At 62.2% G+C, this 23,103-nt stretch carries 25 protein-coding genes; 9 read left to right on the top strand and 16 right to left on the bottom strand.

Going from position 1 to position 23,103, the window contains the following annotated elements; translation table 11 throughout:
- Positions 1–99: 99 nt before the first annotated feature.
- Positions 100–573 carry an anti-virulence regulator CigR family protein gene (locus ACF8EF_RS15190; RefSeq protein WP_176684692.1) on the top strand — a complete coding sequence of 158 codons (474 nt, stop codon included), beginning with the start codon at positions 100–102 and terminating at the stop codon, positions 571–573.
- A gap of 80 nt (positions 574–653) precedes the next feature.
- Here the strand turns inward: ACF8EF_RS15190 and ACF8EF_RS15185 are convergent, their stop codons facing one another.
- The 3 genes from ACF8EF_RS15185 to ACF8EF_RS15175 all read right to left on the bottom strand — a co-directional run bounded on the left by ACF8EF_RS15185 (position 654) and on the right by ACF8EF_RS15175 (position 3,821).
- Positions 654–1,418: a hypothetical protein gene (locus tag ACF8EF_RS15185; protein WP_339444008.1), complete on the bottom strand. Its 765-nt coding sequence runs from the start codon at positions 1,416–1,418 to the stop codon at positions 654–656.
- Between the two features lie 64 nt (positions 1,419–1,482).
- Positions 1,483–2,760, bottom strand: coding sequence for a bifunctional O-acetylhomoserine aminocarboxypropyltransferase/cysteine synthase (locus tag ACF8EF_RS15180; RefSeq protein WP_004575388.1), 1,278 nt, complete (start codon positions 2,758–2,760; stop codon positions 1,483–1,485).
- Between the two features lie 89 nt (positions 2,761–2,849).
- The gene (locus ACF8EF_RS15175; protein WP_392462247.1) at positions 2,850–3,821 is read right to left on the bottom strand and encodes a GlxA family transcriptional regulator; all 972 of its coding nucleotides are present in this window, start codon (positions 3,819–3,821) and stop codon (positions 2,850–2,852) included.
- A 131-nt stretch (positions 3,822–3,952) separates the two neighbouring features.
- Between ACF8EF_RS15175 and ACF8EF_RS15170 the strand changes: the two genes are divergently transcribed.
- Positions 3,953–4,594: an HD domain-containing protein gene (locus ACF8EF_RS15170; RefSeq protein WP_392462246.1), complete on the top strand. Its 642-nt coding sequence runs from the start codon at positions 3,953–3,955 to the stop codon at positions 4,592–4,594.
- A 45-nt stretch (positions 4,595–4,639) separates the two neighbouring features.
- On the opposite strand, the gene ACF8EF_RS15165 is transcribed toward ACF8EF_RS15170, so the two are convergent.
- Positions 4,640–5,635: a 5'-nucleotidase gene (locus tag ACF8EF_RS15165; protein WP_392462244.1), complete on the bottom strand. Its 996-nt coding sequence runs from the start codon at positions 5,633–5,635 to the stop codon at positions 4,640–4,642.
- Positions 5,636–5,777: 142 nt separating this feature from the next.
- On the opposite strand from ACF8EF_RS15165, the gene ACF8EF_RS15160 reads away from it, so the two are divergent.
- Positions 5,778–6,263: a hypothetical protein gene (locus ACF8EF_RS15160; protein WP_392462242.1), complete on the top strand. Its 486-nt coding sequence runs from the start codon at positions 5,778–5,780 to the stop codon at positions 6,261–6,263.
- 75 nt (positions 6,264–6,338) lie between these two features.
- On the opposite strand, the gene ACF8EF_RS15155 is transcribed toward ACF8EF_RS15160, so the two are convergent.
- Both ACF8EF_RS15155 and ACF8EF_RS15150 read right to left on the bottom strand, forming a co-directional pair.
- The gene (locus ACF8EF_RS15155; protein ID WP_392462240.1) at positions 6,339–7,508 is read right to left on the bottom strand and encodes an MFS transporter; all 1,170 of its coding nucleotides are present in this window, start codon (positions 7,506–7,508) and stop codon (positions 6,339–6,341) included.
- A 14-nt stretch (positions 7,509–7,522) separates the two neighbouring features.
- Positions 7,523–9,205 (bottom strand): amidohydrolase, encoded by a 1,683-nt coding sequence (locus tag ACF8EF_RS15150; RefSeq protein WP_392462239.1) that lies wholly within the window; start codon positions 9,203–9,205, stop codon positions 7,523–7,525.
- 129 nt (positions 9,206–9,334) lie between these two features.
- Here ACF8EF_RS15150 and ACF8EF_RS15145 point away from each other — a divergent pair, with 129 nt between their 5' ends.
- Positions 9,335–9,955: a TetR/AcrR family transcriptional regulator gene (locus ACF8EF_RS15145; RefSeq protein ID WP_019438822.1), complete on the top strand. Its 621-nt coding sequence runs from the start codon at positions 9,335–9,337 to the stop codon at positions 9,953–9,955.
- 52 nt (positions 9,956–10,007) lie between these two features.
- Here ACF8EF_RS15145 and ACF8EF_RS15140 read toward each other — a convergent pair whose 3' ends face one another.
- The gene (locus ACF8EF_RS15140; RefSeq protein WP_392462237.1) at positions 10,008–10,907 is read right to left on the bottom strand and encodes a LysR family transcriptional regulator; all 900 of its coding nucleotides are present in this window, start codon (positions 10,905–10,907) and stop codon (positions 10,008–10,010) included.
- 94 nt (positions 10,908–11,001) lie between these two features.
- Between ACF8EF_RS15140 and ACF8EF_RS15135 the strand changes: the two genes are divergently transcribed.
- A complete protein-coding gene (locus tag ACF8EF_RS15135) occupies positions 11,002–12,177 on the top strand; it encodes an MFS transporter (RefSeq protein WP_392462235.1) in 1,176 nt (391 codons plus the stop codon).
- A gap of 51 nt (positions 12,178–12,228) precedes the next feature.
- On the opposite strand, the gene ACF8EF_RS15130 is transcribed toward ACF8EF_RS15135, so the two are convergent.
- A complete protein-coding gene (locus ACF8EF_RS15130) occupies positions 12,229–12,852 on the bottom strand; it encodes a glutathione S-transferase family protein (protein ID WP_176684683.1) in 624 nt (207 codons plus the stop codon).
- Between the two features lie 199 nt (positions 12,853–13,051).
- On the opposite strand from ACF8EF_RS15130, the gene ACF8EF_RS15125 reads away from it, so the two are divergent.
- Together ACF8EF_RS15125 and ACF8EF_RS15120 are read left to right on the top strand one after the other, a co-directional pair.
- The gene (locus tag ACF8EF_RS15125) at positions 13,052–13,354 is read left to right on the top strand and encodes a DUF3077 domain-containing protein (protein ID WP_392462233.1); all 303 of its coding nucleotides are present in this window, start codon (positions 13,052–13,054) and stop codon (positions 13,352–13,354) included.
- Between the two features lie 79 nt (positions 13,355–13,433).
- Positions 13,434–14,156: a hypothetical protein gene (locus ACF8EF_RS15120; RefSeq protein ID WP_209965283.1), complete on the top strand. Its 723-nt coding sequence runs from the start codon at positions 13,434–13,436 to the stop codon at positions 14,154–14,156.
- Positions 14,157–14,231: 75 nt separating this feature from the next.
- Here the strand turns inward: ACF8EF_RS15120 and ACF8EF_RS15115 are convergent, their stop codons facing one another.
- The 5 genes from ACF8EF_RS15115 to ACF8EF_RS15095 form a co-directional block, all read right to left on the bottom strand.
- Entirely contained in the window at positions 14,232–14,783 is a 552-nt protein-coding gene (locus tag ACF8EF_RS15115; protein WP_392462231.1) for a WYL domain-containing protein, read from the bottom strand.
- Between the two features lie 359 nt (positions 14,784–15,142).
- Entirely contained in the window at positions 15,143–15,775 is a 633-nt protein-coding gene (locus tag ACF8EF_RS15110) for a BRCT domain-containing protein (protein WP_176684679.1), read from the bottom strand.
- A gap of 16 nt (positions 15,776–15,791) precedes the next feature.
- Positions 15,792–16,187 (bottom strand): hypothetical protein, encoded by a 396-nt coding sequence (locus ACF8EF_RS15105; protein WP_176684678.1) that lies wholly within the window; start codon positions 16,185–16,187, stop codon positions 15,792–15,794.
- Between the two features lie 135 nt (positions 16,188–16,322).
- Complete coding sequence (locus ACF8EF_RS15100) at positions 16,323–17,267, bottom strand: RHS repeat-associated core domain-containing protein (RefSeq protein WP_392462230.1); 945 nt, start codon at positions 17,265–17,267, stop codon at positions 16,323–16,325.
- Between the two features lie 90 nt (positions 17,268–17,357).
- Positions 17,358–18,782, bottom strand: a complete 1,425-nt coding sequence (locus ACF8EF_RS15095) for a PLP-dependent aminotransferase family protein (RefSeq protein WP_176684677.1) — start codon at positions 18,780–18,782, stop codon at positions 17,358–17,360.
- Between the two features lie 325 nt (positions 18,783–19,107).
- Between ACF8EF_RS15095 and ACF8EF_RS15090 the strand changes: the two genes are divergently transcribed.
- Positions 19,108–20,520, top strand: coding sequence for an amino acid permease (locus ACF8EF_RS15090; protein WP_004575400.1), 1,413 nt, complete (start codon positions 19,108–19,110; stop codon positions 20,518–20,520).
- A gap of 3 nt (positions 20,521–20,523) precedes the next feature.
- Here the strand turns inward: ACF8EF_RS15090 and ACF8EF_RS15085 are convergent, their stop codons facing one another.
- Positions 20,524–20,703: a hypothetical protein gene (locus ACF8EF_RS15085; protein ID WP_392462228.1), complete on the bottom strand. Its 180-nt coding sequence runs from the start codon at positions 20,701–20,703 to the stop codon at positions 20,524–20,526.
- A gap of 114 nt (positions 20,704–20,817) precedes the next feature.
- Here ACF8EF_RS15085 and tam point away from each other — a divergent pair, with 114 nt between their 5' ends.
- The gene (tam, locus tag ACF8EF_RS15080) at positions 20,818–21,594 is read left to right on the top strand and encodes a trans-aconitate 2-methyltransferase (RefSeq protein ID WP_021783153.1); all 777 of its coding nucleotides are present in this window, start codon (positions 20,818–20,820) and stop codon (positions 21,592–21,594) included.
- On the opposite strand, the gene ACF8EF_RS15075 is transcribed toward tam, so the two are convergent.
- Positions 21,584–21,955, bottom strand: a complete 372-nt coding sequence (locus tag ACF8EF_RS15075; protein ID WP_209965292.1) for a DUF2784 domain-containing protein — start codon at positions 21,953–21,955, stop codon at positions 21,584–21,586. The genes tam and ACF8EF_RS15075 overlap by 11 nt on opposite strands.
- A 152-nt stretch (positions 21,956–22,107) precedes the next feature.
- On the bottom strand, positions 22,108–22,977 hold the full coding sequence (locus ACF8EF_RS15070; RefSeq protein ID WP_020193277.1) for a LysR substrate-binding domain-containing protein: 870 nt from the start codon (positions 22,975–22,977) through the stop codon (positions 22,108–22,110).
- Between the last annotated feature and the right edge of the window lie 126 nt (positions 22,978–23,103).

The following is a 23,103-nucleotide window of genomic DNA, read 5'->3' as shown; positions in this document are numbered from 1 at the left end:
TGCCTGCCTTGTCAGCCTCTCTGCTGAGGCTGTTGCAAGTGAAGCAGGCGTGCGCACCGTCTATAGTGTGAGGCAACCTCTCGCGCAAAGGATGCTCACATGGCCAGATCAACAATCATGACAGCCGTTGTCACCTCATTGGCGGTGGCCTTGGCCTCTGGCCCGGCGCTCGCCGACCCGGGTAACGGCAAAGGCCAGGGCCAAGGTCAGGGGCACGGCAAGGGCCAGGCTCAGCATGCCCAGGGCCAGGGCAATCCGGGCGGCCACAAGCAGAGCGCCGGCGGCAATAACTGGCACGGCGGCCCGTCCATCGACCGTGGCGATGTACTGGGCATCCTCGGTGGCCACCGCAACTACTGGAGTCCGGGCCCGGCATTGCCTCCCGGCATTCAGAAGAACCTGGCCCGCGGCAAGCCTCTGCCGCCCGGTATCGCCAAGAAACTGGATGGCCGTCTGTTGGGGCAGTTGCCTCACTATGACGGGTATGAATGGATGCAGGCAGGCGCAGATCTGATACTGGTCGCCGTGGCGACCGGTATCATCTATGAGGTGTTGAACGGGGCGTTCGACTAAGGCCCGGGTGCGAGCAGTCCGCCCGGTCCCTGCAGGCGCTGGCGTGCCTGCGATGGGCTGCGCAGCAGCCCAATGGTCTATCAACGCCGTCGCAACACGGCGGCCAGTCCAATGGTCAGCACCACAGCGCACAGCATGGCCAGCCCGATGGTCACGCCAACGCCCCACGTTTCCAGCAGCCCCGCCAATACCAGATAGAACGCAATCACCCCCACCGCGCCGATCGCATTCCCCCGCACCATCGCCGCCATCCCGGCTCGCCCGCCCTGCACATGGGCGAACACCACCAGCGGCCAGGCAATCACCGGAATCGGCGCCAGCATCCCGCTGGTGGCCGGGCCCAGCCAGCTGGCCAGGCTCGTTGTGATCATCAGCAGGGAAGTGGCAGATACCATGCGCAACGGGATTTCCCAGTGCCGGTGCCGGGGGCGGGCCAAGGTATCAGGCTTGGGCTCGCGGCCGCTGGCGCGGATCAGCACGCCGATCAGCACCAACGCCACTGCAATCGACAGGTACAGGCTGCCCCAGTGGGTAAAGGCATAGGCGGCCAGGCCATAGAACAGCAACGCCAGCAGTACGGCCACGGCGATGCCGAGTGTGCGCGTGGTCAGCAGGTAGACGGTGTAGGTGGCCTGCACCGCCGCCAGGCCGCCCAGTGCGCCGGGCAATGCGCCTAGGGCGAAGGCCGTGCCCTGTTCCAGGCACAGGAAGGTCATCACCAGCGCCGAGGTGATCGGCAGGCCGGACAGCAATCCGCCTAGCAGGCCGCCCCAGCGCCGGGAGGCGAGGGAGATGGCCCACATCAGCAGGGGGGTGATGGTGAGTTTCAGGTAAAACAGGGTCATTGCGGGTGCATCCAGGCTTGATGAAGGTGCGCCCGCCTTCGACATTGGGTCGGGCGCGGGTGAATCAGCCGCGGCTGGCCTCCAAGGCCTGGGCCAGGTCGGCGATGATGTCGTCACTGTGTTCGATGCCGATTGACAGGCGCACCATGTCCCGTGGCACGCCGGCCTTCTCCAGTTCCTCGTCGTTGAGCTGACGATGGGTAGTGGAAGCGGGATGGCAGGCCAGTGACTTGGCGTCGCCGATGTTCACCAGGCGTACCACCAGCTGCAACGCGTCGATGAAGCGCGCGCCAGCCGCCTGGCCACCCTTGATACCGAACGACAGGATCGACGCCGGCTTGCCGCCGGTGTAGCGCTGGGCCAGTTCATGTTCGGGGTGGTCGGGCAGCCCGGCGAACTTCACCCAGGCCACCTGCTCGTGGGCTTGCAGGTAATGGGCGACCTTCAGCGCGTTCTCGGTATGGCGCTCCATGCGCAGGGCCAGGGTTTCCAGGCCTTGCAGGATCAGGAAGGCGTTGAACGGCGACAGCGCGGCGCCGGTGTTGCGCAAGGGCACCACACGGCAGCGGCCGATGAAGGCGGCAGGCCCGAAAGCTTCGGTGTAGGTGACGCCGTGGTAGGACGGGTCGGGGGTGTTGAGCAGGGCGAAGCGTTCCTTGTTCTCGGCCCAGGGGAATTTGCCGGAGTCGATGACGATGCCGCCGATGCTGGTGCCGTGGCCGCCGATGTACTTGGTCAGCGAGTGCACGACGATGTCGGCGCCGTGCTCGAACGGCCGGCACAGCACCGGGGTGGCCACGGTGTTGTCGACGATCAGCGGCACCCCGTGGCGGTGGGCGGCTTCGGCCAGCGCGGCGATATCGACGATATTGCCGGCGGGGTTGCCGATGGACTCGCAGAATACCGCTTTGGTACGCGCGTCGATCAGCGCTTCGAGGGCGGCGATATCGTCATGGGCCGCGAAGCGGGTGTGGATACCCATGCGTGGCAGGGTGTGCGCCAGCAGGTTGTAGGTGCCACCGTACAGCTTGGCCACCGAGACGATATTGTCGCCGGCTTCGGCGACGGTCTGGATGGCGTAGGTGATAGCCGCCATGCCCGAGGCTACGGCCAGCGCGCCAACCCCGCCTTCCAGGGCGGCCATGCGCTGCTCGAGCACGTCGTTGGTGGGGTTCATGATGCGTGAGTAGATGTTGCCGGCAACCTTCAGGTCAAACAGGTCGGCGCCGTGCTGGGTGTCATCGAAGGCGAAGGAGGTGGTCTGGTAGATCGGTACGGCCACCGCCTTGGTGGTCGGGTCGGGGCTGAAGCCCGCATGGATGGCAAGCGTTTCCAGCTTCATGCAATCGTTCCTTGAGCGTGGGTGGAAGCGCTCGAGCATGCGGCGGCGAGCAGGCGTGGGTCAAGGGTGTCGCTCTGGCGCGACAGCACTCACCTTGGCCGCCCAAACCGCTTGCGATACTCAGCCGGCGTCACCCCCACATGCTTCACAAACGTTCGCCGCAACGTGTCGGCATTGGCAAACCCACACAGCGCGGCCACTTGCTTTGGCGCCTCCCGCCCAGTTTCCAGTCGCGCCCGTGCGGCACTCACACGTGCCAACTCCACCCAGGCTGCCGGTGTCATGCCTACATCGTGTTGAAATACCCGTGCAAAATGCCTGGGGCTGAGCCCAACCCTTGCAGCCAGGGAGGCAATCCCATGGTCCAGTGCCGGGTTGGCGGCCACGTACCGCTGCAATTCTTGTAGCGCCGAGCGCCCGACAGGTGACGTGCCGCCTTGGCGGCTGAACTGCAGTTGCCCGCCAGGCCGTTTGAAGTACATCACCAGCTGTCCCGCTACCTGTTTGGCAACGTTACCCCCAAGGTCCTCTTCCACAAGGGACAGGGCCAGATCCAGGCCAGCCGTCACCCCGGCGGCAGTACGCAGTTTGCCGTCGTGCACCTGAATGGCATCGGCGTCCACTTGCACCCGGGGATAACGCTCGGCCAGCGTTTGCACCACGGACCAGTGGGTGGTCGCGCGGCGATCATCCAGCAACCCCGCAGCTGCCAGGGCAAATGCCCCGGTGCATACCGAGCCGTAGCGGCGGCAAGTACCAGCGCGCAGGCGCAGCCAATCAAGAATGCCCGGGCGCAGGTACTGGTCAGCGGCATGTGGCGTGCCGGCAACCAGCAAGGTGTCGATGGCTCCCAGCGCTTCCCCGATCCAGCCGTCAGCGACCAACCGAGTGCCGGAAGAGCTGACCAGCGGCCCTGGCTCGCAAGCCAGCAGCAGCAGGCGATAGGCGACACGACCGGCTTGGCGGTTAGCCTCGGCGAAAACATCGAGCGGGCCGCTGGCATCCAGCAGTTGTACGCCGGGCATGGCCAGAATGGCGACGGTCATGGGAGGAGGGGGCATGATGGCTCCAGGCAGTTTACAGCAAGTCCGTTATTCATCGACATTGGCAGTATATGGCGTTACAAGTCAATTGAGGACATTGGCGCGCAGCCGCAAACTGAGCGCGTCATCAACCCACCCAAGGAGCGACCATGTCCTCATCCATCGCCGGTATCCAGGTGCCTGACAGCGCCATGGCCCGGGAAATCACAGAACTTGTGCGCGACACGGCTTCACCACTGCTCTTCCACCATTCCAGCCGGGTTTTCTATTTTGCTGCCCTTGCCGGGCAGCGGTTAGGGCTGCGTTATGACAGCGAACTGCTTTACGCGGGTTGTATGTTCCATGACATGGGGGTGACCCATGAGCACAGTAGCGAATGCTGCCGCTTCGAGGTTGATGGCGCCAACGCAGCGCGTGATTTCCTACAGTGTCGTGGCGTGGACGAGCGCGATGTCGAACGCGTGTGGACAGCGATCGCGCTGCATACCACGCCGGGAATTCCAGAGCACATGCACCCCCTGATAGCCCTGGTAACGGCGGGGGTAGAGACCGATGTGCTGGGGCTGCATCACGAGGGGCTGGGTAATGCCGCACGGGATGCGGTGGTGCAAGCTCACCCGCGTGGGAGGGATTTCAAGGAGGCCATCATCCAGGCGTTTTACGAGGGGATCCGGCATAAGCCGCAGACCACCTTTGGTAATGTGAAGGCGGATGTCATCGCGGACAAAGAGCCGGCCTTTCGGCCGGGGAATTTCTGCAGCATCATTCGTCAGTCTTGTTGGGCAAGCTGAACAGCGAGCCCGCAGACTGCAGCACCCGCTCGCCGGCGAGGCGCTTTATGGCGTGCATGGTAATGCGCAGGTTGGCAGTTGTTCCCGCTCCAGGTCTGGTGCCTGAGGCGAGCGCACTCTGTTCGCCACCCCAAACGGTACATGCACCATCGGCAGGTTCCCCGCTGGCGATTGCAAGTGCGTGCGCTGGTCGTCGAAAAACACATGCGGTTTCAAGATCGACAACACCCTGGGCTTATCCATACCGCCTAGAAAAAAGCACTCATCCGGCGAAACGCCCCAGTCCTTCAAGGTCGTCACTACCCGCTCATGCGAGGGCGCGTTGCGCGCCGTGACGATGGCAATACGCAGGATCCGCTGGTACGTCGGGTCTTCGGCCAGCTTGTGGTCCTCCAGCATGCGTATCCGCGAGAGCTTGCGGTAAAGGTCTGCCAAGGGCCCCGGCGAATGCGGGGTGCCCTTGTGCATGCGCTCGTGTTCCTGAAAGTCGTCCAGGTTGTCGTTGCGCTTGTACACACTCTCTGCCTCGTCGTCGGCAATCACGCCATCGAAGTCGAAGGCCACCCGCAGCTCGGTGTCGATTTCATCATCGTAGATGCGCGTAGGCAGCACACGCCCGGCAGGGTAGTTGGCGTCGATGGCCTTTTGTACATCTTCCTCGTTGGCACTGAGGAACAGCGAAGCATTGAACGCCGGGATGTACTCGTAGGGCGAGCGGCCTGACATGAATGCCGCACGGGTGATGTCCAGCTGATAGTGGCTGATGGAGCGGAACACCCGCAGGCCGGTTTCCGGCGAGTTGCGGGAGAGCAGCACCACTTCCACCGGCAACTGGTCGGGGAACGCCTTGTTGATGCTCAGGAAGCGGCGAATGAACGGCAGCGCCACCCCCCTGGGAAACGGCTCGTCCAGGTTCTGTTCCTGGTGTTGGCGGTACGCCTCGACACCTTGTGTCTGGTAGATGTCATCGGAGACGGAGAGGTCGAACAGCGCACTCGAGGCAACGCCGATGACCAGTTTTTCTTCAATGGGGTAGGGCATGAAGCGGCTCCTGCGAGTGGCTTGAAGGCAAGTGTACGCGCACGCTCTGACGAAAGCCGTCAATTGCACGACTCATCAGTGGATTAGATGATGTCATTTTGATAGCTTCCCGCCCCTTACCGCAGTATCCGGATAGTGATTGATGAACCAGCTACATGAACACGGCACCCTGGCTCCGCTTGCCGAGGCGAATGGGAACAGGATGCACGAGCCCCACCTTGAGGCGGACGCTTCGACCCTGCGGGCCACCGAACACGAAGCACTGCAGGCCAGTATCGAGGCGCTGAACAAAAAGCTGGTGGCAAGCACCCTGGCCCGTGTGCAGAAGGAAGGGGCGATCCACAAGAGCCTTGAGCAGTACCAGCAGCAACTGGCCGCCAGCAACCAGGTTCGGGAGGGGCTGTCCATCACGGTGACCACGGCGCTGAAGAAGCTCGTACTGGCAACCAGCGCCCAGGCAGACCGCATGGACAGTGTGGAGGCACGGTTGACCGGCCTGGCCAAGCACCAATGTGGATGCGCGTCGCAGTCAGCGCCCGGTTGGCCAGCGTATCTGGAACGTCATGCCGTGTCGTTGGTCGCCTTGGCCGTGGCGGTCTTTACGCTGGGGCTGCACCTGCTGCGATAGTGCGACCTGAAGGTGACGCCGAGCCGGCATGAATAGCTAAAGGTCAAGATGTAGTCGTTGCGCGTATCTACCGGCTCATGCGCTCCTTCGACCATGCTCGCGAACTGCCCGCCGATGAACCACGCCGGCCACGCACTTCAGCACATACCCCAACACCACCGCCGCCCCTGCACTGGCAAAGATCATTTCCCGCCCGGCACTCTGTTGCTGCAAGGCCACTAACGCCGGCGCTGCCGCCGCGGCCCCCAGTTGCAGCGCACTGACCCAGGGCGTCAACGTGCCGCGTGGATCATTGGTGGCAATTGCCCCCATGTAGTAGGTTAGCGCCAGCACCCAGCCGAAGTTCATCAGAAACAGAGCCATGCACAGCTGATCGGCATCATGCGTATAGCGCGCCAGCAGGGTGATTGACACCAGTACTACCAGCGAGCCCAGGCCGATCATCGGGCCACGGCTCACCCGTGCGCCCAGCAGGCTGGGCAGGGCGCCGCCAGGCAAGCCACCCAGTATTCCCAGCCCGAACGCCCAGCCCACATCCACTGCGTCGATGCCACGTTCGCGCGCCAACTGTTCGACAAACCCCCACAACGAATAGATGGCCAGCTGCAGGAACAGCATCCCCAGCAGGGCGTAGTGCCCGATAATCGCCGAGCCGCCGCTTGGTTGTGCCAGGCGCACTGGCGTTGCATGCTGCAGCCGTACCGGAATGAACAACGCAGCCACAGCGATCAGCACGAACCAGAAACCCAGTGATGCAATCGCCGTGCGGTGACCGAACTGCTCTGCCAGTTGTGGCAGGCACGTCGCGTACAGGGCAAAGACAGCGGTTTGAATCAGCAGCGACAGGCCGTACGAGCGATCCTGGCCCGGCAGCCGGCCGAGCCCGCTGATCGACCCGGCATACAGCAGACCCGCAGCGATACCACAGGCAAAACGGCACAGAATCAACGTCGTCAAAGTGTCCAGCGCAGCGCTGAGGACGTTCAACATCAGCGCTGCAAAGGCTGCCGCCAGGTACAGCCCACGGCCACCCGGGTGACGCCTGGGTATCGACAGCAGCAGGCAACCGAGCAGTGTTCCGCTCATTTCACTGGAAAGTACCCAGCCCTGTTGGCTCAGGTCCAGATGCAACCGCTCGGCCAGCAGGCCGATGAAGATGGGTTGTACGCCAATGATGATCAGCGCCGTGGCGGCGATGTAGATCAGCGCAGCACGCAGAAGCAGGGTGTTGTTATTGTTGTGCATGGTCGGGTCCGGGGTCAGGCGCGGGGCAGGGTACCTGCATCGTGGGTGATACGGCCGTTCATCACGGTCAGCGCTACTTCGGTATTGCCGATCTGGTAGCGGTCCAGTTCGAACAGGTCCTGCTCCAGCACGATGATGTCGGCACGCTTGCCAACGGTGATCGAGCCGATTTCACGTTCCAGGCCCAGTTGGTAGGCACCGTTGAGCGTATAGGCGGCAATCAGTTGCGGGATACTCAGGCGCTCGTCGGCATCGGGCATCACAGGGGCGTCGGGTTCGCCACTGAGCTGGCGGGTGTGGCCCGATTCGATGTGTTCCACCGGCTTGTGCTGGCATCGGCATTGGCAGACCAGGCCGTCCATGCCGATGGACACGGTCACACCCTGGTCGATGAAGCTGCGGAATTTGTACATCGACGCCCAGCGTGGGTAGCCATAGGCCTGCTGGATGGCCTCGGCGTAGGCGTCGACCACGCCCCACTGCAACTGGGTGTTGGCCATGACGCCGATGCGGCGAAAGCGCGGGATGTCGTCGGGGTGGGTGAGGAAGGCGTGAGTGATGACGTGGCGACGGTCGCGGGGCGGGTTGCTGGAGAACGTGCGCTCGAACACGTCCAGCGCCATGCGCACGGCGGCATCGCCCACTGCATGCACCATCACGTCGATACCGAGGGCGTCGGCCTTGCGCACATGGCCCTCGAACACTTCCTCGGGCATCGTCGTCGAACCGCAGCTATGTGGCTTGTCGCAATAGGGCTCGAGCAGGAATGCGGTGTGGTTCAGCTCGGTCCCGTCCAGCATCAGCTTGAGGGTCTGCGCCTTGACCAGCGGCGAGTCGTAGCGTTCGCGCAGGGCTTGCAGCCGAGTGACCGGGTCGTCCTCGGTGCCCATGTTGATGTAGCTGCCGACCACCCGCAGTTTCAGGCGCTCTTCACGCTCCAGTTGCTGAAGGGTTTCATACAGCAGCGACTGGTCGCCGGCGGGGTCGAGGAAACCGGCATCGAATACTGTGGTAATCCCGGCCGCCACCAGTTTCTCCTGCCAGAAGGGGATCGAGCGCAGGTACAGGTCGATGCCTGTCGGCAGGTAGCCGGCTTCGCTCAGGCGTTGCATCAGTAGCGAATAGGCGGCGCAGTCAATGATCACGCCTGTGGGCTCGCCGGTGATCGGGTCCTTTTCGAACCAGCTGGCGCCTTCTTCTACCGCCGGGGTGTTGCGGTCGATGCCGGCAGCGTTCAGGGCGAAGCTGTTGACCCACATGGTGTGATAGTCGGTGGACAGCAGGCACACGGGCTTGTCCGGACAGATGGCATCCAGTACTTCGCGGCGCAACATGTGCCCAGGCATCAACGGCTGGATCCAGCCCATGCCGGTAATGGCTTTTTCAGAGGGGTTGGCCTCGACGTAGGCCTTGAGCAGGGCCAGCACCTGTTGTGGGTCTGTGTGGTTGACCAGCGCCTGAAAGGCAAAGGCGGTAGAGGAAAAGTGCCAGTGAGACTCGACGAAGCCCGGCAGCACCAGTTTGCCGCCGGCATCCAGCAGCCGCGTGGCAGGGCCGGCGTACGCCATGACGCTGCCGTGGTCGCCCACGCAAACGATGCGTTCGCCGCAGATGGCCACCGCCTCGGCCCAGGGCCTGTGCGGGTCGACCGTGTAGATGCGGGCATTGTGGATAACGAGGTCTGCGGCGGTGGACATGGCAACTCCCGGGGTCAGAATAGAGCATTAGTTTTGAGTTGATTAAAACCTTTAGTCAATAAAATATTTATACGGCATAGCTTTGCGTTATGCTGGGCGCCGACGTGTACGGATCGAAAAGGTGTAAACGTGAGCGGATTGCGCGAGCAGCAGAAGGCGATGCGTCGTGAAACCATCAGCCGAACGGCGCTAGGCCTGTTTGAAACGCAGGGTTACCAGACCACCACCATGGAGCAGATCGCGCGCCTGGCCGCAGTGTCGGTGCCCACGGTGTTTGCCTACTTCGGCAGCAAGCAGGAGATTTTGCTGGAGAAGCTCCGCGAGGCCGACCACCGGGCGGTGACCGAAGCCCGGCGGCGCCTGCCGGAATTCGACGATGCGCTGGAGGCCCTGTGCTGTTACGAAGCGCACTTGACCGATTACGCATTCGAGGTGCTGCCTGCACCGCTCTGGCGCGAGATATTGCCGCCGTTGCTACCGTTGCTGGGGGCTGAGCAGCAGGGCGTGCCGGATGCCTACAGGCGGGTCAATGACGCGCTGGTCAACGAGTTGAAGTGCCTGCTACAGGACTTGTGCGACAGCGGCAGGCTGGCGGCTGGGCTGGACGTGGGCTATGCGGCGTTCCTGATCAACGACTACGGGCACCTTCAGTTGCTGCGCCTTTGCAGCCGCGAGCCGCTGGACATGGCGGCACACCGGGCGGATGTGCGGCGGTTCATGGGCTTTATCCTGGCCGGCATGCAAGCGTGATGAGACTGATCAGGGCGCGCGTGGGCGGCCCTGTCGCGACACGAGGCCGGCCCTACAGGCCGCCAGATAGCTGCTCCACCAGAAAATCCACAAACACCCGCACCCGCGCCGGCATCGCCGGGCCGCCGACGAACACCGCATGAATCGGTTCCCGATCACCAGGGTTGTAAGCCTCCAGCAACGGCACCAGTTGCCCGTTGGCCAGGTCATCGGCCACGGTAAAGGTGCCGATACGCGTCACACCGGCGCCCAGCCTGGCCAACTGCGCCAGCGCCTCGCCACTGCTGCATTCGATATTCCCTTTAACCTTCAGTGAGAACGTATGCCCGTCGCGGTGAAACGGCCAGTCGGGCATCGCGCGGCGGAAGTTGAAGCGCAGGCAGTTGTGCCGGGCCAGGTCTTCAGGTGCAAGCGGGGTACCGTAGCGTTGCAGGTATTCAGGCGAGGCCACCACTACCTGGCCGGTCTCGCCAATGGCGCGAGCGCTCAACGAGCTGTCCGGCAGGTGACCGAAGCGCAGCGCCACGTCGGCCTGGCCGCTGAGAATGTCGGCCACCTCGTCACTGAGGGTCAGGTCAACCAGCACTTGCGGGTAGCGTGCGCTGAAGGCCGCCAGCAGCGGCACTACGGTCAACCGGGCATGGCCCAGCGCAGCGCTGACCCGCAAGCGCCCGCGTGGTACGCCTTGGTCAGTGATGGCTTCTTCCACTTCGAGCATGTCCGCCAGCACCCGCCGTGCGCCGCGCAGGTAGGCCTCTCCCTCGGGGGTGAGGGTGAGCGCCCGGGTCGTGCGCAGCAGCAGGCGGGTACCCAGGCGCTGTTCGGTGCGGGCGAGAATGCGGCTGACCGCCGAGGGAGTCAGGCCCAGCGCCCGGGCGGCAGCAGACAGGCTGCCCTCTTGCGCCACCTTGGCAAAAACCTCCATCTCTCCGGATCTGCCACTGAAGTCCATTTGTGCCTCTCAAGCAAAGGTGGTTCGCAAAAATGCAGTCTAGTGCGCGTTTGAAACGGATCGTAGCATTTGCGGCATAGATAAGGAGCTTGCCATGCGTATCAATCCACCGCTTGTCGCACTCGCCATCGGTGCCTTCGGCATCGGCGTTACAGAGTTCGCCCCCATGGGGATGTTGCCCAGTATCGCTACCGACCTTGGCGTTTCCATTCCTGCTGCCGGGCTGCTGGTCAGCGCCTATGCCATCGGCGTGCTGATCGGCGCGCCGCTGATGACCCTGGCCACGGTGAAGATCCCGCGCCGTTACCTGCTGATCGGGCTGATGGCCATTTTCACCTTGGGCAACCTGATGTCGGCCCTGGCCAGCGACTACGCCAGCCTGCTGGTGGCCCGCGTGGTCACTTCACTCAACCACGGCGCCTTCTTCGGCATCGGCTCGATCGTCGCGGCCAGTGTGGTGCCGCCGGCGAAGCGCGCCGGGGCCGTGGCTGCAATGTTCATGGGTTTGACCCTGGCCACCATCGGCGGAGTGCCGTTGGCGACCTGGTTGGGTGAAATGCTGGGTTGGCGCACGGCGTTCTGGGGTATTGCCGGGCTTGGCCTGGTGGCGATGACCACACTCTGGTACGCACTGCCCAATGTTGCGTCGCCCAAGGGCGAGGGTGCCATGGCCGAGATCCGTGTGCTGGGCCGCAGGCCGGTTCTGGCGGCATTGTTGCTGACCGTGGTGGGTTCCAGCGCCATGTTCACGGTGTTCACCTACATTGCGCCGATCCTGCAGCATGAAGCGGCGGCGTCCACCCCTTTCGTGACGGCCATGCTGGTGCTGTTCGGTGTCGGCCTGACCTTGGGCAACGTGTGGGGCGGCAAGGCGGCGGACCGCTCGATCGATCGCACCCTGATCCTGTCACTGGCTGGGCTGATTGCCGTGCTGCTGGTGTTTCCGCTGGTACTGGATTGGCCGCTGCCGACCGCCCTGGCGATCCTGGTCTGGGGGGCGGCCAGCTTTGCCCTGGTGCCGCCGCTGCAAATGCGGGTAATGGAAGCGGCCAAGGATGCGCCCAACCTGGCCTCGGCAGTCAACATCGGCGCGTTCAATCTGGGCAATGCGATCGGTGCGGCGCTGGGCGGCGCGGTGATCAACGCGGGGCTGGGCTACCCGGCGATTTCCCTGGCGGGGGCTGCGATGGCGGCGCTGGGGCTGGGGCTGGTGCTGCTGTTTGCCTGGCGGGGGCGAGGGGGGGTAGCTGCGCGGCAGGTTGCGCTGTAACAGGCCGGGACCTTGGGGCGCTTTGCGCCCCTCGATACCCCCTTGCGGGTATTACGGGGTACCGTTTCGGCCATGCAAGTGATAGGCAGGGCGCTCGCTCAGGCGCTCGTAATAATCGCGCACAGCGGGCAGGTGCGGGTGCTCGAACGGCGTTTCGAACCAGCGGTTGACCGACAGGCCGATAGGGATGTCGGCCAGGGTGAACTGGCTGCCGGCCACATAGGCACCGGTGCTGGCCAGTTGGCGGTCGAGGATGTGCATGTAACGCGACCACTCGGCACAACCGGCAGCAAGGGCCTGCGGGTCCTGGTGAGCGGGCGAATGCCTGACCAGCGACATGAACGCATAGCTCCATGAGCGGTTCAGGTCCGAGGCCTGCCAGTCTATCCACTGGTCGATCCTGGCCCGCGCCTGGGCTTCGCCGGGATAGAACGCGGTGGCGCCGTAGCGGTTGGCCAGGTAGCGGATGATGCTGTTGGATTCCCACAAGGTGAAGTCACCGTCCTGGATCACCGGGATCATGGCGTTGGGGTTCAACGCGAGAAACTCGGCGCTGTCAGTGGCCTTGAAGCCGGAGCCCCAGTCTTCGCGCTCGAACGCGATCTCGAATTCGGCGCAGGCCCACATGACTTTTCGCACATTGATGGAAGAGGCTCTTCCCAGTATTCGCAGCATGGTGTTCGTCCTTGTGTGGGGGAGGTTGATCGTCCGCCACTGCCGGGGGGCTGGTCAAGGGGGCTGAGCAGCGGCACGGCGCTCCCTGTGCAGGGTTCTTGTAGTCCATTTCCTAAAGTGACCCTTTCCACGCCTTTGTCGTTGAAATGGGGCTGGCAGCGGCCTAGCCTCGGCACGCGCCTAACCTTGAGGAATGGACATGGACAGCGAAACGCTGAAAAACAGCAGCAAGCCCACTGTCGTGCGTGCAGCGAGCCGCTTTGGCAATAGCGATGCCGAACTGGTGCAAATGAAACCGCAACTGCCAATACGCACCGCACTGATGGAGGCATCGGGCATCATGGGCTGTATCACCGAAATCACCCGCAAGGCCATCGACAGGCCAGACGACCGCCAGGTGATGATGAAGGCCACGTACTACCTGGCAGGGATGGCCAAGTCACTGATCGACGGCCAGTTGCTGCAGATGCGTCAGTCGCGCGAAGGCGAGGGCGAAGCCTAGCCAGGCTTGCTTGGGGGGCGCGAACTTGGCACCCTTGGGCGGTTTTTATCGTCTGTAACACGACAGAAGGAAGCATGCATTGAGCTGGGACAAGGTGGGGAAGCTTCTCGTCGCCGTGCTGATCGGCCTGATGGTCCTGTTGGCCGCCTACGCGTTGCTCAGGGGCAATCCACGCCTTGAGGCGTCACTGACCTATGCCTACCTCACTTACCCCAGCCAGTTCAGCGAGCGAATCAGCAAGGCCAGCGAGCAGCTGAAGTACGAGCAGTTGCAGGGGCAAATCAACGGTATCGCTCAAGGCCAGCTGAGCCATGATCAGGTCGAGCGGCTCATCGAAATGGCACAGGCACCTTATGCTCATTTGTTCGCCAAGCCTTTCGAGGCCGGGCTGGTCGACCACCGTACCGGCCTGCTGATCGAACTGCACAACAGTGGTGATGCACAGGTCCGGCAGGTGAAAATCCGCCTGCCAGCCAAGGGCCTGGTGCAGGTGCGCGATGCTGCCGGCAACGACACGCTGCTGGAAACCGCCATCGCCCAGGTTGATATCCCGGCCATCGAGCCAGGTGGCACCTGCAAGGTGTGGGTGTATTTCGATGCCGACTACTCGCAGATCCGCCATGGCGGGGTCAGTATCAGCCACGCCGACGGTGAAGCCCATGTGCAGGTGTACCGCGAGGTCATCGGTTTTCCGGCCATGGTAGCCCGTTACAGCCGTGAGCTGATGATACTGCTTGGCATTCTGGCAGCCAGCGTACTGGGCTTGGCCTATGCCTGCCTGGCACGTCGTGACCCGCGGTAAAACGACCTGAGCCATTCCGGCGTCGCGTTTTGGCGATGCCGTGGCGTTTCCCGGAACCTACTGACGCCGTTTGCGCTATTCCTTACAGCTCTCTCCATCATGCAGCGCCAGGCTCTGGCGCAATTGTTCTATCATGGCCCCGCGCAGCGCCTGCGGGGCCTGGATGCGGATCGACCCCGCCTGGGACAGCAGCCAGCCCATCAGCGCGCGGTTGTCGTTGACGGTGGCCACCAGCGCGGCGCCGCCGCTAGCCTGCGGCGTCAGTTGCATATCGTCGGACAGGGGTGACTGTTCCAGGCGGCGAGCCAGTGCGTCATCGACCCAGGCACACAATACAACGTGTGTCGGGGGCGCAAGTGCGTCGGGTTGCAGCTGCTGCGCTTCGCTCAGGCTCAAGCCCGGTTGCCAGTACCAGCCATAAGGCATGCCTTTACTGTTGCACTGTAGCGGGAACAGTGCGGCGAGCTCGACCAGGTCGCGCTCGACGGTGCGTTTGCTGGTGGTATGGCCCACGGTTGTCAGGGCAGCCTGCAACTGGGTGGAGCTCATTCCCGGGTGGCGGCCGGGCAGTAACTTGAGCAGTTGCCACTGGCGGGCGATAGTATGGCGGGTCGGGTGGCTGGGCAAAGGGCTCGTCCTTGAGAGCAGGCACGAAGCCTGCTTGGATAGTGGCGTTTAGCTATTGCCAGCATACCTTTTCCCGGAATGGGATCCAAGTTCTCGGGCGTGCTCTTGGCTCGAGGCGTGTCACTCTCTTGCCACAACTACCAATCCCACAAGGGCCCGCTCCCACATGGCACGCGGACCGCTTGCGCGCTGAGTTTTCTGCGCGACTGCGCAGTCAAAGGGGCTGGGCGATGTCCCACAAAGGCCTCGTCTATCGCGTCGAAGACGAGCGTATCGTTGTAGTGATGGTATCGGTTGGCAAGTGCGAGCTTAGCGAGGTCTATCGATCTGCTCAGAAGCGGTGAACGCCATCATGGTCATCAACCAAACGCCGCGCGCTGCCAATGCGCCTCGCTTACGATCGCAATGTTCGCACCTGCTTCCCTGATTTCCACTGCTTTCTTGATCTTCGTGCCATAACTGCTGTGCAGCCACTGCTCGTTGCCAATACTGCCAATGACCAGATAGTGGATCTTCTTGCTCACCCCTGCGGCGATTGAACCCCCACGTTCGACTACCAGTGCTTCGCATGCTTTGCGAGGCCCGTAAGCCATTGTGCCGGTAAACAGGAACATGCGGCCTGCCCACTCCAGTTTGGGTTCGGGGCTATTGAGTGGCAGTGACGTGGGTGAAGAGAATGGGTTGTCGCTGCAGCGCGGCTTGCCGGTGAGCTGCTGCAATAGCTCAAGCAGCTCAGCCGACTCAGCAGCATCCAGCATATTGTCCTTGAGCATGTCGCTCAGGCGCCGGTACAACAAATTGATGACCGGATCCTCAAGATGAACGAGTTGCTGCTCCATCCATCCTTTGAGGAACTCGGCTTCTTGTTGATTGACCTGATTGTCGGCAGTCAGGCCCGCAGCGATTCCAATCAACCCATCAACCGAGCGCTGCGTGATCCGCGCTTCGTGAAAAAAGCGGCTGTTCTGAAATTCCTGGTGAAGATCGACCATTCCCTGTCCCTCGTTTCTATTCCGTCAGGATTAAAGCGTTGGCGTATTTTTCTTGGTCCGCTGTGAAGGTGGTCAGCATGCCGGTGTGATTGCAGGTCAAGGTGAGCTCTGTTCGTGTATCGATGAACAGATCTTCGCCGCGAAGGCCCTGCCATTGCGCCAGATACTTGAGCGAACCGTACTTCATCGGTTTTTTCAAGGCGCGATCATGTCCACCTTTCCAACCTAGCACCGGGAGTGCGCCGTCGACACAGTGGCGAGCAAGTTCTGGCTGAGTCAGGGCCCGCTCCCGGCCAATCTCCCAGCACCGGATCAAGCCCTCGTCGGGCCCTTTCCATGCTTCTTCCCAGGTGATCAAGGGTCGGATGGGCTGATGAATAGGGCGTCGAATGACCCCGGTAGTTCGATCCATGACTGAGATTGTCCGTAATGTTCAGTTGGATCGGATGCTACTAATTGGCCATCATTGTGTCCAGTTCTTCGCCTCTTTGATGTCCTCATGGGGGGCCATACCTACCCTGACAGAAAGGGCCGCCTTGCAGGTGTATTACGTGCGACTCCGAATGCCTGAGGCCTGTTCAACCATAGGTTGAAACCTGACAGGGGTGTAATTGAAGTCTTTGGTTTTATAGATGTTTTGTCGCAAGATTTTGATTCTTGTGTATTGTTTGTCTTGTTGTGGCTTGGGTATCGTGCTGACGGTTCCGCTATACGCTTTTACGATTGTTCGGGTTATATCTGAAAAACGTTGGCCGAACGACAGTTGCCCGTCTGGTCCAGGTTCTCCAGAGTGACAAGCGATTATGTGTATTTTTTCGTAGCGCTCAAAGCTGATTTTTTGGGTGGACAGGTGTTCGTAGAGTGCATCTGCATCCATTCCGGCGACCTTGGAGTTTTTTCCGTGCGCATAGATATTGAGCGCTTTCTTTTGCCAGAATCGTTTTCTGGACGTAAATACCGCCAAGTTGTTCTCCCTCAGCAGAACCTTGCCGCGCATATGCCCCGTCGGATCAGAGGCATTTACAGGGTCCCCCGCCAGGTAGGCGTAGCAGTTGATACCACCAGCTCCGAATGGGCTCACAGAATCAGGGCCTGCGAATCTCATCAGCATTGGGTTGTAGCCGCGATAGCCGTTACCTAATAAGTAATATGAGGTAACAGGGTCGCAGTACTCTCCCTTGAATCCCGCAAGCATGCCCCCAGCGGCATGAGAATATCCCCATGGATTGAAAACTACCGGTGCCGTGCTGTTGATGGTCAATAGCATCAAGGTCGAGCCTTTCACGTCACACGCTAGCAATTCTGTACGTTCGTTGCCCGATTGTTTATGTGCAGAGAATAGAGCATGAACGTTAGCTCGCAGAATCGAAGATGCACCGCTGTCTTGCAGGGTGGTGGTGATCTCATCATTGCTATATAGATATAACATTTCAGGGGTCCATTCCTTTGTTGTCCGGTAGTAATGGAGTCCTTTATCTGATTCAAGCGTCATGCGCTACTGGTAAAAAAGCCAGGTTGGGCCTGCCCCGTGACAGCGGCGCCCCCACAGGAAGGTGTGGCCCGAAACAGATGCGGAGCGGCCTTACATCCCACTCCGGCGCACATGCTTCACCAGCACCTTCTCCAACAACTCCCACATCGCCGGGTCCGTACTGAACGCCACGTTGAACCGCATCCACCCGGTCGCCTTGGCGTCGACCATGAACAACTGCCCAGGCCCAAGCATGATGCCTTTCTCCAGCGCATCGTCCAGCAACGCTGCACTGTCGGGAATCGCCGGATGGCGGGTCCAGATGTACATGCCTTCATCCGATTCGGTGAACAGTTCAAAGCCCAGTCGATGCAGGTGCCGGCCAACTTCCTGATGCGCCTCGGCCAGGCGCTGGCGCAGGCGCTTGAGGTGCTTGCGCCAGCGCCCGTCGATGATCGCCGCATACACCACGCGCTCCATCACCTGCGAGGTGGTCAGGCCTGAGCGCATTTTCAGGTGCAGCAGTTTTTGCATCAGCTCGGGATTGGCCAGCATGTAGCCGACCCGCACGTTGGGCGAAATGCTCTTGGAGTAGCTGCCCACGTACACCACCTGCTGCAGATGGTCGAGGCTGGCCAGGCATGGCTGTGGCTCGGCGACCATGTCGGCGTACAGGTTGTTCTCCACCAGGCGGAAGCCATGCTGGCTGGCAAGCTGCAGCAGGCGGTGCAACTGCGGTAGCGGGGTGCGCGAGCATGTCGGGCTGTGCAGGTGCGGCTGGGTGAAGAACGCCGTCGGGCGGTGGTGGGTGAGCAATTGCTCCAGCTGGTTCAGGTCGTAGCCGGCCGGTGTACGGGGTACGCCTACCAGGGTTGCGCCTTGGGTCCGCAGGATGCTCATGAGGTTCGGGTAGCCGGGGTCGTCCACCAGCACCACATCGCCTGGGCGTACCAGTGTGCGTGCGGCCAGGTCCAGGGCCTGGCTGGCGCCGTGGGTGAGCATCAGTTGTGCCGGGTTGGCGACGATCGACAGCTCTTGCTGCAGGTTCTGGGCGGTCAGCGCACGCAACTCCATCAGGCCCATGGGGTCGCCGTACCCCGACAACTCCAGCGGGCTGCCGGCCACCTGGCGCAGGCCGCGGCGCAGGCCGTCTTCGTACATCCAGTCGTTGGGCAGCCAGCCGCACCCCGGCTTATACGGCAACTGGCGGATTTCGAAGATCTGCTGCAGGTACCACTCGGAGTTGAACATTGGTCGACTGGTGTCGGCCTCGGCGTTGTGCTGCTCCAACAGGTCGCCCGCCGCACGGTTGACGAAGAACCCCGCATTGCCACGGCTCACCAGCAGCCCTTGGGCGACAAGGCGGTCGTAGGCTTCGACCACGGTGAAGGTACTCACCGAATAGCTTGCGGCAAAGGCGCGGATCGACGGGACCTTGGCGCCTGGCTTGAGGGTTTGGTTGTCGATCAGCTCGCGCAGCCCATCGATGATCTGGTTGACCAGCGGGGTAGAGGAGTCTGGATGTAATTCGAACATTCGGGGCCTTCAGGGTGCGTATCGCCTGGCGTCTGCAGGGTGTACTGCATGGGCGACCTATACAGTGCAGTGCGAGATTCATGCCACTGTGCATGGCTCTCTGCGTCGGACATTTTTACATTAGGTGTCGGATATCGCCACATAAAGCATGTTCAGTTCGCCTCAGGCAGTCGTCCTGGGGCGCGTCAGCAGGCCGCCATGGAAGGTCTGCGTGTGTTCGTTCACACCATCCTGCCCGCATTAGCACTGATGTACAGGTGAAATCGCCAGCCATCGGGGTTTCACAGTTTTCCTTGGATAAAAAGAAGCACGGGGTACACAACTGATGGACGCAACATCCACAACCACCACCGCGAAAAGCGGGCATGAGAGCAAGCTCAGTGCCTCGCTGAAGTCGCGCCACCTGACGATGATGTCTATCGCCGGGGTTATTGGCGGCGCCTTGTTTGTCGGTTCCGGCAGCGTGATCCACAGTGCCGGCCCAGCCGCTGTCCTGGCCTACCTGGCAGGCGGCATCCTGGTGGTGCTGATCATGCGCATGCTGGGTGAAATGGCGACTTCCTCGCCTGACACCGGCTCGTTCTCGACCTACGCCGACCGTGCCATTGGCCGTTGGGCCGGTTTTACCATCGGCTGGCTGTACTGGTGGTACTGGGTCATCCTCATGGCCTGGGAAGCCTATGTGGCGGGCAAGATCCTGCATGGCTTCTTCCCCGACGTTAGCGTCAACGTGTTCGTGCTGGCCACGACCCTGTTGCTGATCACCGTCAACTTCTTCAACGTCAAGCACTACGGTGAGTTCGAGTTCTGGTTCGCCTTGATCAAGGTGATTGCGATCGTCTGCTTCCTGATCGTGTGTACGGCTGCCGTGATGAACATCTGGCAGTTCGGTGAAGTGCGTGGCATCAGCCACCTCACCGCCGAAGGCTTCATGCCCAATGGCATCACCACCGTGATCGGTGCCTTGCTCGGGGTGATGTTCGCCTTCCTCGGCGCCGAAATCGTCACCATCGCCGCTTCCGAAGCCAAGGACCCGGCCGCGCAGATCGTCAAGGCGACCAACTCGGTGGTCTGGCGTGTGTGCCTGTTCTACGTCGGTTCGATCTTCCTGATCGTCTGCCTGGTACCGTGGAACGACCCGCACCTGGGTGTTTCTGGCTATGGCGCTTACCGCCGTACCCTGGAACTGCTGGGCGTGCCGTATGCCGAGCTGCTGATGAACTTCGTGGTGCTGACTTCGGTGAGCAGCTGCCTGATCTCTGGCCATTACACCGCATCGCGCATGCTGTTCTCCCTGGCCCAGCGTGGTGACGCGCCGTCGTTCTTCAAGATCACCCGCGCCGGTACCGGTGTACCGGTGTACGCGATCATGGGTTCGTGCGCCGTGGCCGTGGTGTGTGCGTTGATCAACTTCAGCGAGACCCTGCGCCCGAAAGACGTGCTGGACACCCTGATGAACACCACCGGCATGATCGCCCTGCTGGTGTACCTGGTCATCGCCTTCTCGCAACTGCGCATGCGCCGCAAGCTGATTGCCGAGGGCAAGGAAGTACGCCTGAAGATGTGGCTGTTCCCATGGCTGACCTACCTGGTGATCGCGTTCATCGTGGCTGCCCTGGTCACCATGGCCTTCATGCCTGACTACCAGATTCTGGTCATTTCCACCGGTATCGCTGCGGCGGTCGTGGTGGCGATGGGTGTGGTGCACCAGATCCGCTCTGGTAGCAAGCAGCACTAAGCGTTACTCGCGTCTGGAAACGGCCGGCTCCCTTGGGGACCCGGCCGTTTCGCGTTGTTGGGCCTGGGCTTTTTCTGCGGGCATGTGGAAGCGCTGGTTCATCCACGGTGAGCCGAGCAGGGCGGCGGCGGCGATCAGGGCCAGGATGGTGAGGGCGATGTAGGTCTTCATGGGCGTGCGCATGGAAGGACTGACTCCAAGCATAGGTGATCAGTTCCGGGGTAATCCTTTTGCAACCGTCCCTCCGGGCGACAGATGGCATATGCTAGGCACATAGCCTGCCCAAAGGAGCCGCACATGGCCTGGTCCGCCACTCAGTATTCCCTGTTCGAAGACGAACGCACGCGCGCCGTACGCGACCTGATTGCCGCCATCCCGCCACGGCCGGTGCGCCACGCCACTGACTTGGGGTGCGGCCCCGGCAACTCGACCGAGGTGCTGCTGCAACGTTACCCTGACGCCCAGGTGACGGCACTGGACAGCGACCCTGACATGATCGACAAGGCCCGTGAGCGCAAGCGGCTGTGCATCCCGCGTGTGCGCACGGTCATTGCCGACATTGCTGGCTGGACTGCCCCCGAGCCGCAGGACCTGATCCTGGCCAACGCCTCGTTGCAATGGGTACCTGACCACGCCTTGCTGTATCCGCACCTGGTGCGCCAGCTCAGCGAAGGCGCCAGCCTGGCCGTGCAGACCCCGGACAACCTCGACGAACCAGCCCACCGGCAGTTGCGCGAGATCGCAAGCCAAGGCCCCTGGGCGGCGAAGTTCGCCGACTTGCAGCTGCCGCCCCGGCACAACGCGGCGTTCTACTATGACTTGCTCAGCCCGCTGTGCGCACGGGTGGACGTATGGCGTACCACCTATCATCACCCGTTGATGGGGGGCGCCGAAGCGGTAGTGGAATGGTTCAAGGGGTCGGCGCTGCGGCCTTATCTGGCCAGGCTGGATGAGCAGGAGCAGGCCGACTTCCTGCAGATGTACCTGCAGGCCATGCAGCGCGATTATCCGCCGGCCTCTGATGGCAAGGTCCTGTTGCCCTTCCCGCGGTTGTTCGTGATCGCTACCCGCTAGGGCGGCGCCAGCGCCAGGCCACGTAGCTGTAGATGCCGAGGTTCAGCGCCAGTACGAGGGTGCCCAGCAACAGCTGGATCTGCGGGGTCAGGCCGGCGGGGTAGATCAGTGGCCAGACGTAGTGCTCGACGAAGCTGCCCTGGTAACCTGCGTCACCGGCGGCATTGCGCATGTGGTTTTCCCAAGTGGTCAGCGGGCAGCCCAGGTGCAGGCACTCCACCGCCAGGCCCCAGGCCAGGACCGGCAGGTGCAGCAACAGGGCAGGGCGCCAGCGCAGCACCAGCAGCCCGCCGAACAGCACCAGCAGGATGAAGGCCAGGTGCAGCAGCACCAGGGTGTCGGCGGCAAGGCGGTAGAGCATGGGTTGGGTGCCTGGATTGGGGTTATCCCAGCATAGTTGGGTTGCCTGATCTGGCCCCTTCGCGGGCTCGCCCGCTCCTAAAACGACACAGGTTCCGGATGCTGTGCAGGACCTGTGGGAGCGGGCGAGCCCGCGAACAGGCCAGCACAGTGCTACACCCCTTCCTCGACCATCTGCAGGAAAGTCGCCACCACCCGGCGCGTACGCTGCTCGCTCAGGCACACCAGGGTCTCGGTCAAATGCCGCTGGCAATCCACTATCGGCAACGCACACACTCGTGCATCGGCACCAAACTCTGCCGCCGATACCACGCCCACACCAATGCCTACCACCACCGCCTCTCGCGCCGCTTCCCGGCCCTCCACCTGGATCGCTGCGCGTATCCGCAACCCGGCGCGTTGCATTTCTTCCTCCAGCGTCTGCCGCGTCACCGAGCCGGGCTCGCGCAGCACCAGTGGCGTGTCATCGAGGTCGGCCAGGCTGATCGAGCCGCGGCTAGCCCATGGGTGGTGGTGGGAAACGAACGCCACCATCGGGTCACGACGCAGCGGCAGGCAATGCAGGCGCTCATCGTCGACATCCCGGCCCAGCAGGGCCAGGTCGGCCTGATAGCTGAACAGCCGCGCCAGCGATTCGTCGGTATTGCCCGTTTCGATCTTCACCTGGATCCCCGGATAGCGCTGGCAGAAGCGGGCGATCTGCGGCAGTACGTGCACCGGCGCATCCACTGCCAGCACCAGGCTGCCGGTCTGCAGCGCACGCGAGTCGTGCAGCAGTTCCTGGGCTTCGGCCTCGCAGGCGAACAGGCGCTGGCTGATGCCCAGCAGCCGCTCGCCAAGGTCGGTGAGCTGCACCGAGCGTTTGTTGCGGTGGAACAGCAAGACGCCGAAGCGCTCCTCCAGTTTGCGCACCTGGTCGGACACCGCAGGCTGGGTAAGAAACAGCTTTTCCGCAGCGCGGGTAAAGCTGCCGTGGACGGCCACCGCGTGGAAAGCCTTGAGTTGGGCGTGGGAAACCGACATGACGACCTCAGTAACAAGCTGAGCTTATTTGTGTAATACGATAAATCGATTTTATTTATCTTACAGCAACTGTTTCCATGTATTTCAGCCCGACGCTGGCACCACGAATGCCGCCAGGGCGATGGT

This window comes from Pseudomonas sp. zjy_15, from assembly GCF_043101865.1.
In the GTDB taxonomy this organism is placed as follows: domain Bacteria; phylum Pseudomonadota; class Gammaproteobacteria; order Pseudomonadales; family Pseudomonadaceae; genus Aquipseudomonas; species Aquipseudomonas putida_Y.
Note: the sequence above shows the minus strand (reverse complement) of the source record. Positions and strands in the feature narration are given on the sequence as shown.

Coding starts and splice junctions, on each gene's coding strand:
- ACF8EF_RS15125 (WP_392462233.1), top strand. CDS start 13,052: ATGGACAGCGAAACGCTGAAAAACAGCAGCAAGCCCACTGTCGTGCGT.
- ACF8EF_RS15130 (WP_176684683.1), bottom strand. CDS start 12,852: ATGCTGCGAATACTGGGAAGAGCCTCTTCCATCAATGTGCGAAAAGTC.
- ACF8EF_RS15175 (WP_392462247.1), bottom strand. CDS start 3,821: ATGCCCCCTCCTCCCATGACCGTCGCCATTCTGGCCATGCCCGGCGTA.
- ACF8EF_RS15190 (WP_176684692.1), top strand. CDS start 100: ATGGCCAGATCAACAATCATGACAGCCGTTGTCACCTCATTGGCGGTG.
- ACF8EF_RS15150 (WP_392462239.1), bottom strand. CDS start 9,205: ATGTCCACCGCCGCAGACCTCGTTATCCACAATGCCCGCATCTACACG.
- ACF8EF_RS15165 (WP_392462244.1), bottom strand. CDS start 5,635: ATGCCCTACCCCATTGAAGAAAAACTGGTCATCGGCGTTGCCTCGAGT.
- ACF8EF_RS15180 (WP_004575388.1), bottom strand. CDS start 2,760: ATGAAGCTGGAAACGCTTGCCATCCATGCGGGCTTCAGCCCCGACCCG.
- ACF8EF_RS15110 (WP_176684679.1), bottom strand. CDS start 15,775: ATGGTCGATCTTCACCAGGAATTTCAGAACAGCCGCTTTTTTCACGAA.
- ACF8EF_RS15160 (WP_392462242.1), top strand. CDS start 5,778: ATGAACCAGCTACATGAACACGGCACCCTGGCTCCGCTTGCCGAGGCG.
- ACF8EF_RS15075 (WP_209965292.1), bottom strand. CDS start 21,955: ATGCTCTACCGCCTTGCCGCCGACACCCTGGTGCTGCTGCACCTGGCC.
- ACF8EF_RS15140 (WP_392462237.1), bottom strand. CDS start 10,907: ATGGACTTCAGTGGCAGATCCGGAGAGATGGAGGTTTTTGCCAAGGTG.
- ACF8EF_RS15135 (WP_392462235.1), top strand. CDS start 11,002: ATGCGTATCAATCCACCGCTTGTCGCACTCGCCATCGGTGCCTTCGGC.
- ACF8EF_RS15085 (WP_392462228.1), bottom strand. CDS start 20,703: ATGCGCACGCCCATGAAGACCTACATCGCCCTCACCATCCTGGCCCTG.
- ACF8EF_RS15155 (WP_392462240.1), bottom strand. CDS start 7,508: ATGCACAACAATAACAACACCCTGCTTCTGCGTGCTGCGCTGATCTAC.
- ACF8EF_RS15105 (WP_176684678.1), bottom strand. CDS start 16,187: ATGGATCGAACTACCGGGGTCATTCGACGCCCTATTCATCAGCCCATC.
- ACF8EF_RS15185 (WP_339444008.1), bottom strand. CDS start 1,418: ATGACCCTGTTTTACCTGAAACTCACCATCACCCCCCTGCTGATGTGG.
- tam (WP_021783153.1), top strand. CDS start 20,818: ATGGCCTGGTCCGCCACTCAGTATTCCCTGTTCGAAGACGAACGCACG.
- ACF8EF_RS15090 (WP_004575400.1), top strand. CDS start 19,108: ATGGACGCAACATCCACAACCACCACCGCGAAAAGCGGGCATGAGAGC.
- ACF8EF_RS15170 (WP_392462246.1), top strand. CDS start 3,953: ATGTCCTCATCCATCGCCGGTATCCAGGTGCCTGACAGCGCCATGGCC.
- ACF8EF_RS15070 (WP_020193277.1), bottom strand. CDS start 22,977: ATGTCGGTTTCCCACGCCCAACTCAAGGCTTTCCACGCGGTGGCCGTC.
- ACF8EF_RS15100 (WP_392462230.1), bottom strand. CDS start 17,267: ATGACGCTTGAATCAGATAAAGGACTCCATTACTACCGGACAACAAAG.
- ACF8EF_RS15095 (WP_176684677.1), bottom strand. CDS start 18,782: ATGTTCGAATTACATCCAGACTCCTCTACCCCGCTGGTCAACCAGATC.